Source organism: Hansschlegelia beijingensis (genome assembly GCF_045505405.1).
GTDB classification, from domain to species: Bacteria; Pseudomonadota; Alphaproteobacteria; order Rhizobiales; family Methylopilaceae; genus Methylopila; species Methylopila beijingensis_A.
In genome coordinates, this window is sequence record NZ_JBJKEX010000104.1 from 1 (window position 1) to 8,968 (window position 8,968).

Genomic DNA, 8,968 nt, shown 5'->3' on the forward strand with positions numbered 1-8,968 from the left:
TGCCATAGATCCAGTCGAGGCCGGCGAGCGCCCTGCTCGCCGGCCTCGACTGGATCTATGGCTGGCGCGACGACGCCTGAGATCAGCGCGCCAGCTTGGCCGCGATCTCGGCGACGTGCCGCCCCTGGAAGCGGGCGCCGTCGAGTTCGTTCTCGGACGGCGCGCGCGACCCGTCGCTCTTGGCCAGGGTCGACGCCCCATAGGGCGATCCGCCGGTGATCTCGTCCATGTTCATCTGGCCTGCGAAGGAATAGGGCAGACCGACGACCACCATGCCGTGGTGGAGCAGTGTGGGGATGAAGCTCAGGATCGTGCTCTCCTGCCCGCCATGCTGGGTGGCCGTGGAGGTGAAGACCGACCCGACCTTGCCCACGAGCTTGCCGGAGAACCACAGTCCGCCGGTCTGGTCGATGAAGGAGCGCATCTGCGAGGCCACCGTGCCGAAGCGGGTCGGCGCGCCGAAGATGATCGCGTCATACTCGGGCAGTTCATCGACCGTGGCGATCGGCGCCTTCTGGTCGAGCTTGAAGTGGCTCTTCTCCGCGATCTCCTGCGGGACGGTTTCCGGAACCCGCTTGACCGCGACCTCGGCGCCCGCCTGGCGCGCGCCCTCGGCGACCGCGTCGGCCATCGTCTCCACGTGGCCGTAGGTGGAATAGTAAAGCACGAGGACTTTGGTCATGACTGGCTCCGTTCGCTTGTGGGCTTGACGCCCTGACTGACGAAGAAGCTGATCGTTGCGCGCGGCGCTGGCAAGCGGGTTGCCGGCGAAGTGTTATTTGCGTGAAAGCAAATTAGGGCGCTCGTTTCCTGCGTCCGGGGACGGCGCGGGAGGGACCATGAGCGAAGAACGGTTTGGTTCTCTGATCCTCAGGCGCGAGGGGTCCCGCGCTTCGATCGTGATCGACCGCCCCAGCAAGAAGAACGCGATCGACGAGGCCACCTGGCGCGCCTTCACGGACGCCGCGGCCGCGATCGCCGCGGACCCTGAAGTCGCCGTGGTGGTCGTGCGCGGCTCCGGGGGCGCGTTCAGCGCCGGGGCCGACATTGGGGAGTTCGTCGCCCTCGCCGAGGCCGACGAGATGCGGCGGGAAGCGTTCGCGAACGCGGTCCGGAACGGCGAGGAGGCGGTGGCCAGCATTCCCCAGCCCACCATCGCGCTGATCGACGGGGCTTGCGTCGGCGGCGGCTGCCAGATCGCACTCGCCTGCGACATTCGGATCGCAGGATCCGCCGCGCGCTTCGGCGTCACGCCGGCGAAGCTCGGCATCGTGTATCCTGTCGCCAGCACCCGCCGGCTGGTCGCGGCGGTCGGGCCGTCGGCCGCGAAGGAGCTGCTTTTCACCGGGCGGCTGATCGACGCGGAGAGGGCGGCCGCGATCGGCCTCGTAGACCGCGCCGTCCAGCCCGAGCGCCTCGAGGCCGAGGTCGACGAACTGGCCGCGGCGATCGCCGCCAACTCCCGATACTCTCTCGCAGCCGCGAAGCGAACCGTGGACGCCCTCGGCGACCCGGAGCCTGACCTCGCGACGCTTGAGGCGCTCTGGCGCGGCGGATTCTCCGGAGAGGACCTGATCGAAGGCGCGCGCGCCTTCCTGGACAAGCGGCCGCCGCGCTTCACATGGCGGCGAGCGCAGGCTCCTCAGCCGGCTTCGTGAACCCGGCGGGGTTGTTTGACAGCGCGGACGCAGCGCTATCATCTCGCATCCGCAGTAATCATCTCATGGGAGCGGACATCAGATGACGAGCCGCATCCTCGCCGTGGATCCCTTCGACCTCGTGGTGTTCGGCGGGACCGGCGACCTCGCTTATCGGAAGCTGTTTCCCTCCCTCTATCGCCGGGACCGCGACGGGCAGATCACGGACCCGAGCCGGATCATCGGCGTCTCCCGCCGCCAGCTGAGCCGCGACGAGTTCAGGAAGGAGGTGAGCGAGGCGCTCGAAACCCATGTCACGGCTGAAGAACGCGAAGGCGACAAGCTTCGGCGATTTCTGGATCGGCTGGACTATCATGCCGTCGACGCCGACCACGACGAGGGCTGGGAGGAGCTCCGGGCGTCCATCGCGGACGGCCTGGACCGGGTCCGCGCGATCTATCTCGCGACCTCGCCGAACCTGTTCGACGCGATTGCCCACGGCCTCGCCAAGTTCGACCTGATCACGCCCAAGACGCGCGTCGTGCTGGAGAAGCCTCTCGGCCACGACCTCGCGTCAGCGCAGGAGATCAACAACGCCGTCGGCGACGTGCTGCCAGAGAGCCAGATCTACCGGATCGACCACTATCTCGGGAAAGAGACGGTTCAGAACCTGATGGCGCTGCGCTTCGCCAACGTGCTGTTTGAGCCGGTCTGGAACTCGGCTCATGTCGACCACGTCCAGATCATGGTGGCGGAGAAGATCGGCGTGGAGGGCCGCGGCGGGTACTACGACACCGCCGGCGCCCTTCGCGACATGATGCAGAACCACATCCTGCAGCTGCTCTGCCTCGTGGCGATGGAGCCGCCATCGGCGATGGAGGCGGACGCGCTGCGGGACGAGAAGCTCAAGGTGCTCAGGGCCCTCAAGCCGATCGACGACAGCAACGTTCGGACCCTGACGGTCCGGGGCCAGTACCGCTCGGGCGTGATCGACGGCAAATCGGTGCCCGGCTATCTGGAAGAGCTCGACGGGGTCGACGAGAGCACGACCGAGACCTTCGTGGCGCTGAAGGCCGAAGTGCAGACTTGGCGCTGGGCCGGCGTGCCGTTCTACCTGCGGAGCGGCAAGAGGCTGCCGACCCAGGTGTCCGAGATCGTGATCCAGTTCCGGCAGGTTCCGCTGTCGATCTTCGGATCGGCCGGCGGCTTCCTGGCCCAGAACGCTCTTGTCATCCGCCTTCAGCCGGACGAGGGCGTGAAGCTCTATCTGATGATCAAGGATCCCGGCCCCGGCGGCATGCGGTTCCGGGAGGTTCCGCTGAACCTCTCCTTCGCAGAGACCTTCAAGGGCCGAAACCCGGACGCCTATGAGCGGCTGTTGATGGATGTCATCCGCGGAAACCAGGCCCTGTTCATGCGCCGCGACGAGGTCGAGGCCGCGTGGGTCTGGGCCGATCCGATCCTGGAGGCGTGGTCCCGGCTGGGCCAGCCGCCGGCGCCCTACACCGCCGGCACCTGGGGACCTTCAAGCGCCGTGGCGCTCATCGAACGGGACGGCCGAACCTGGCGCGAGGACCCCTCATGATCGGCGTCGACAGGATCCATCTCCGGACCTTTCCGGATCGAACCACCCTGGCGCAGACGCTCGCCGCGGAGATCGCCGACGCCCTGCGCGCCCAGGTCGCCAGAGGCGACGCGGCCACTCTGGCCGTCTCAGGAGGCGGCACGCCGAAGAAGTTCTTCCGGGAGCTCTCCACGGCGGAGCTCGACTGGGAGGACGTCACCGTCACGCTGGTCGACGAACGCTGGGTGCCTGAGACGGACGACCGGTCCAATGCGCGCCTCGTGAAGGAGAACCTGCTTCAGAACGAGGCCGCCGCGGCGACGTTCGTGCCGCTGGTGACGGACGCGGGCTCGCCGGAGGGCGGCCTTCTCGAAGCGCAGGAGCGGATCGCCGATCTTTCGGGGCCCCTGACCGCCGCAATCCTCGGCATGGGGGGCGACGGCCACACGGCCTCGTTCTTCCCCAAGGGCGACCGCCTCGAAGACGCCCTCGACATGAGCGGCAAGCTGCTGGTGGTCCCGATGCGCGCCCTCGCGGCGATGGAGCCCCGCATCACCCTCACCTTGCCGATGATCCTGGCCGCGAAGTCGCTGGTGCTCCACATCGAGGGAGACAGCAAGATGGCGACCCTCGAGAAGGCGCTCGCCGGGGACGATCCGCTCGAGATGCCGATCCGGGCGGTGATCGAACACGCTCCGCGTCCGCTGGAGGTGGTGTGGGCGCCCTGATCGCCCGCCAGAAAGCCCGAAACCGGATTCGCAATGACCCTCCACCCGCGCATCGCCGCCGTCACCGAGATGATCGTCGCCCGCAGCCGGGACGGCCGCGCGCGCTATCTGGGCGAGGTCGAGCGCGCCGCCGCCGCCGGACCGCATCGCGCGGCGCTCTCCTGCGGCAATCTCGCCCACGGCTTCGCGGGTTGCGGCCATGACGACAAGGCGGCGCTCAAGGGCCAGCAGGTTCCGAACGTCGCGGTCGTGACCGCCTACAACGACATGCTCTCGGCGCATCGTCCCTATGAGCGCTACCCCGAGCTCATCCGCACGGCCGCGCGGGAGGCAGGCGCGGTCGCCCAGGTCGCAGGCGGCGTGCCGGCGATGTGCGACGGCGTCACGCAGGGCCAGCCCGGCATGGAGCTCAGCCTGTTCTCGCGCGACGTCATCGCGCTGGGCACGGCGGTCGCGCTCAGCCACGACATGTTCGACGCCGCGCTCTATCTCGGCATCTGCGACAAGATCGTGCCGGGCCTCGTCATCGGGGCTCTGGCCTTCGGCCATCTGCCGGCGATCTTCGTTCCCTCCGGGCCGATGCCAACCGGCATCTCGAACGACGAGAAGGCGCGCGTCCGGCAGCTCTACGCCGAGGGCAAGGTCGGGCGCGCCGAACTCCTCGAGTCGGAGTCGGCGAGCTATCACTCGCCCGGCACCTGCACGTTCTACGGCACCGCGAACTCCAACCAGATGCTCATGGAGATCATGGGCCTTCACCTGCCCGGCTCGAGCTTCGTGCCGCCCGACACCCCGTTGCGGGACGCGCTGACTCAGGCCGCCGTCCGCCAGGCGCTGGCGATCACGCGGTCCGGCAACGGCTACGCGCCGATCGGCCGGGTTCTGGACGAGAAGGCGTTCGTGAACGGCATCGTCGGGCTCAACGCAACCGGCGGTTCGACGAACCACGCCATCCACCTGATCGCGATGGCCAAGGCCGCCGGCATCACGCTCACCTGGGACGACTTCGACCATCTCTCGGCCGCGACCCCCCTGCTCTGCCGGATCTATCCGAACGGCTCGGCGGACGTGAACCACTTCCACGCCGCCGGCGGCATGCAGTTCCTGATCCGCGAGCTGCGCCGCGCCGGCCTGCTCCATGACGACGTGCTGACCGTCATGGGCCATAGCCTCGCAGACTACGAGAAGGAGCCTGCGCTGGTCGGCGAGGAGATCGTGTGGCGCGAGACGGACGCCGCCAGCCGCGACGAGAGCGTGCTCCGCCCCGCCGCCCGGCCCTTCGATCCCGAAGGCGGGCTCAGGCTGCTCAAGGGCAATCTCGGCCGCGCCGTCATCAAGGTCTCGGCGGTCAAAAGGGACCGCTGGATCATCCAGGCGCCGGCGCGGGTGTTCTCCTCCCAGGACGCGCTGGAGGCGGCGTTCCGCGCAGGCGAACTCGACCGCGACGTGGTGGTGGTGCTCCGCTTCCAGGGGCCGAAGGCCAATGGCATGCCCGAACTGCACCGGCTCACGCCTGCGCTGTCGGTGCTGCAGAACCGCGGCCACCGCGTCGCGCTGGTGACGGACGGCCGGATGTCCGGCGCCTCGGGCAAGGTGCCGGCGGCGATCCACGTCACCCCGGAGGCGGCGCATGGCGGGGCGATCAGCCGGATCCACGACGGCGACCTGATCCGCCTGGACGCGGAGGCCGGCGTGCTCGAGGTCAGGACCCCCGCCGGGGAGTTCGAGAGCCGCGTCCCGGCCTACGAGGAAACCGAGCCGCAGTTCGGCATGGGCAGAAACCTTTTCGCGGCCTTCCGCGCCGCGGTGGGCTCGGCGGAACAGGGCGCGAGCGCCATCTGACGGCCGCCCAGCCGCTCTGGAGAGAAGAATGAACGAAGCCCGCGACGCGATTTTTGAACGGCTGTCCGCGCATCGGCATGAGGTCGAGCGGACGCCCCTGAGGCGCATGTTCGCCGACGATCCGCACCGCTTCGCGCGCATGTCGATCAAGCTCGAGGACCTGCTGTTCGATTACTCCAAGACGCGCACGACGCCCGAGACGATCTCGCTGCTCGTCGAACTCGCCCGCGCCTGCGACGTGGAGGGCCGCCGCGACGCGATGTTCTCCGGCGCGAAGATCAACACGACAGAGGGCCGGGCTGTCCTGCACACCGCCCTTCGGGCGGCTGAGGACGCCCGAATCCTCGTCGACGGCCAGGACGTCATGCCGGAGGTGCTCGCGGAGCGCCGGAAGGCCGCGCAGTTCGCCGAGGCGGTGCGCAGCGGCGCGCTCATGGGGGCGACCGGCGAGCGCTTCAGCGACATCGTCAATATCGGCATCGGGGGCTCCGATCTCGGGCCGGCGATGGCCGCGACGGCGCTTACCCCCTACACGCAGGCCGGCCTGCGCGGACACTTCGTCTCGAACGTGGACGGCGCCCATATCACCGACACGCTGAGGCGCCTCGATCCGGCCCGCACCCTCATCCTCGTCGCGTCCAAGACCTTCACCACCCTCGAGACCATGGCCAACGCCCACGCCGCCCGCGGCTGGCTCGTCGGGGCGCTCGGTGAAGCCACGGTCGGCGCGCATTTCGCGGCGATCTCGACCAATGTCGAGGCGGTGGAGGCCTTCGGGATGTCCGAGGAGCGCATGTTCCGCTTCTGGGACTGGGTCGGCGGCCGCTACTCGATCTGGTCGGTCATCGGCCTGTCGCTGACCATCCTGATCGGCGCGCAGAATTTCCAGGCGTTCCTGGACGGCGGCCGGGAGGTCGACGAGCACTTCCGCGATGCGCCGCTCGACCGCAACATCCCGGCGCTCATGGGCCTGCTCGGCGTCTGGCACCGCAACGTCTGGGGCTTCGGCACCCATGCGGTGCTGCCCTATGACCAGCGGCTCGCGCGCTTTCCGGCCTATCTCCAGCAGCTCGACATGGAATCGAACGGCAAGCGCGTCACGCTTGACGGGGCGCCCGTCGAGCGCGCGACCGGGCCGATCGTCTGGGGCGAGCCAGGCACCAACGGCCAGCACGCCTTCTACCAGCTGCTGCACCAGGGCGCCGACGTCGTGCCCGCGGATATCCTGATGGCCGCCCTGCCGCACGAGAACGTCGGGGATCAGCACGCGATGCTGCTCGCCAACGCGCTGGCGCAGGGCGAAGCCTTCATGAAGGGCCGCACGACCGAGGAGGCCGCCGCGCAGCTGAAAGGCGCCGGCAAGAGCTCCGAGCAGGCGGAGGAGCTTGCGCCGCACAAGACCTTCCCGGGCGACCGGCCGACCTGCGCGATCGCCTACCGCACGCTCGATCCGCGCACCCTTGGACGCCTGATCGCGCTCTATGAGCACAAGGTGTTCACCCAGGGCGTGATCTGGGGGATCAACTCCTTCGACCAGTGGGGCGTCGAGCTCGGCAAGGAGCTCGCCTCACGCCTGATCCCTGTGATGAAGCGGGAAGCCGGCACGGAGGAGCTCGATTCGTCCACGCGCGGCCTGGTCGATCACCTGCTCGCGCTGCAGGGGCAGACTGGATGAGGCACGGCACGCTGCGGCGGCCGCTGCAGATGGATGCGGCCGCCGCGGCGCATCGCCGCTAGACTCAGCGATTGCTTGACTTATCGGGCTTAGCCCCGCACATGTCTCCTGTCGCTGGATAAAGTGACACTCGCGTCCAGGCCGCGTGACGCCGGCTCTCGCCGGACCTGCCGGACGCCTCGGAACCCTCATCGACAGCCCAGATCACGCGGGGCGCGTCTCAACGCACCCGCCATAGCCGTGCGCCCATGAGAGGCGCGGCGGCCGATGGCTGCATCCGGAAGACTGAACTTGACCAAATTCACCGATCTCGGCCTGTCCGCCCCCGTCCTCGACGCGCTGGCGGCGGAGGGCTACGAGACCCCTACCCCGATCCAGGCTCAGGCCATCCCGACCGTGCTCGCAGGCCGCGACCTCATGGGCATCGCCCAGACGGGCACCGGCAAGACGGCCGCCTTCGCGCTTCCCATCATCGAGCGGCTCGCGGCCAACCCCCGCGTCGCGCCCCGCCGCGGCTGCCGCGTCCTCGTGCTGTCCCCGACGCGTGAGCTCGCCAGCCAGATCGCGGAGAGCTTCCAGTCCTATTCGCGCAACCTGAAGCTCTCGGTCGCCGTCGTGTTCGGCGGCGTCGCCGCAGGTCCGCAGGTCCGCAAGCTTTCGGGCGGCGTCGACATCCTCGTCGCGACCCCGGGCCGGCTGCTCGACCACATCGACGGCAAGATGCTCAGGCTCGACCAGGTCGAGCACTTCGTCCTCGACGAGGCCGACCAGATGCTGGACCTCGGCTTCATCCACGCGATCCGCCGCATCCTGCCGATGCTGCCGCATCGCCGCCAGACGCTGTTCTTCTCCGCCACCATGCCGAAGGCGATCAAGGAACTCGCCGACGCCATGCTGCGGGACCCGGCGACCGTGGCGGTGACGCCGGTGGCCAAGACCGCCGATCGCGTCGAGCAGAGCGTCATCTTCGTCGAGCAGTCCGGCAAGCGGGCGGTTCTGGCCGAGCTTCTGAGCACGCCGGACCTCGGCCGCGCGCTGGTGTTCACCCGCACCAAGCACGGCGCCGACAAGGTCGTCCGGCAGCTCAGCGAGGCCGGCATCGACGCCGCGGCGATCCATGGCAACAAGAGCCAGGCGCAGCGTGAGCGCGCGCTCGGCTCGTTCCGCACCGGGCACCTGCGGGTGCTGGTCGCGACCGACATCGCCGCGCGCGGCATCGACGTCGACGGGGTCACCCATGTGGTGAACCACGACGTCCCCAACGTGCCGGAGTCCTACGTTCATCGCATCGGCCGCACAGCGCGCGCGGGCGCCGAAGGTGTCGCGATCTCGCTCGTGGCCAACGATGAGCGGGCCTATCTGCGCGACATCGAGCGACTGATCCGACAGTCCATTCCGGCGACGGACAGGCGTTCGGAGGCCGGCAAGGCCGAGCCGGAAGGCGACGGCGCAGCGTCCCAGAAGACTCAGCGGCAAGGCCGCCCGCAGGGGCAGCGGCCCGGCGGCGGCGGACGTCCGCAGC

The 8,968-nt window shown here is 69.1% G+C and carries 7 protein-coding genes; 6 read left to right on the forward strand and 1 reads right to left on the reverse strand.

What is annotated here, in order from left to right:
* Positions 1-82 precede the first annotated feature (82 nt).
* Positions 83-682, reverse strand: a complete 600-nt coding sequence (gene wrbA / locus ACIKT0_RS08775) for an NAD(P)H:quinone oxidoreductase (protein ID WP_407104977.1) — start codon at positions 680-682, stop codon at positions 83-85.
* Between the two features lie 157 nt (positions 683-839).
* Between wrbA and ACIKT0_RS08780 the strand changes: the two genes are divergently transcribed.
* The 6 genes from ACIKT0_RS08780 to ACIKT0_RS08805 form a co-directional block, all read left to right on the forward strand.
* The gene (locus ACIKT0_RS08780) at positions 840-1,658 is read left to right on the forward strand and encodes an enoyl-CoA hydratase/isomerase family protein (protein ID WP_407104978.1); all 819 of its coding nucleotides are present in this window, start codon (positions 840-842) and stop codon (positions 1,656-1,658) included.
* 82 nt (positions 1,659-1,740) lie between these two features.
* Positions 1,741-3,222: a glucose-6-phosphate dehydrogenase gene (gene zwf / locus ACIKT0_RS08785; RefSeq protein WP_407104979.1), complete on the forward strand. Its 1,482-nt coding sequence runs from the start codon at positions 1,741-1,743 to the stop codon at positions 3,220-3,222.
* Entirely contained in the window at positions 3,219-3,929 is a 711-nt protein-coding gene (gene pgl / locus ACIKT0_RS08790) for a 6-phosphogluconolactonase (protein WP_407104980.1), read from the forward strand. The genes zwf and pgl overlap by 4 nt, the downstream gene beginning before the upstream one ends.
* Positions 3,930-3,962: 33 nt before the next feature.
* Entirely contained in the window at positions 3,963-5,771 is a 1,809-nt protein-coding gene (edd, locus tag ACIKT0_RS08795) for a phosphogluconate dehydratase (RefSeq protein WP_407104981.1), read from the forward strand.
* Positions 5,772-5,799: 28 nt separating this feature from the next.
* Positions 5,800-7,446, forward strand: a complete 1,647-nt coding sequence (gene pgi / locus ACIKT0_RS08800) for a glucose-6-phosphate isomerase (RefSeq protein ID WP_407104982.1) — start codon at positions 5,800-5,802, stop codon at positions 7,444-7,446.
* Positions 7,447-7,737: 291 nt separating this feature from the next.
* A partial coding sequence (locus ACIKT0_RS08805) for a DEAD/DEAH box helicase (RefSeq protein WP_407104983.1) occupies positions 7,738-8,968 on the forward strand: 1,231 nt, incomplete at its 3' end.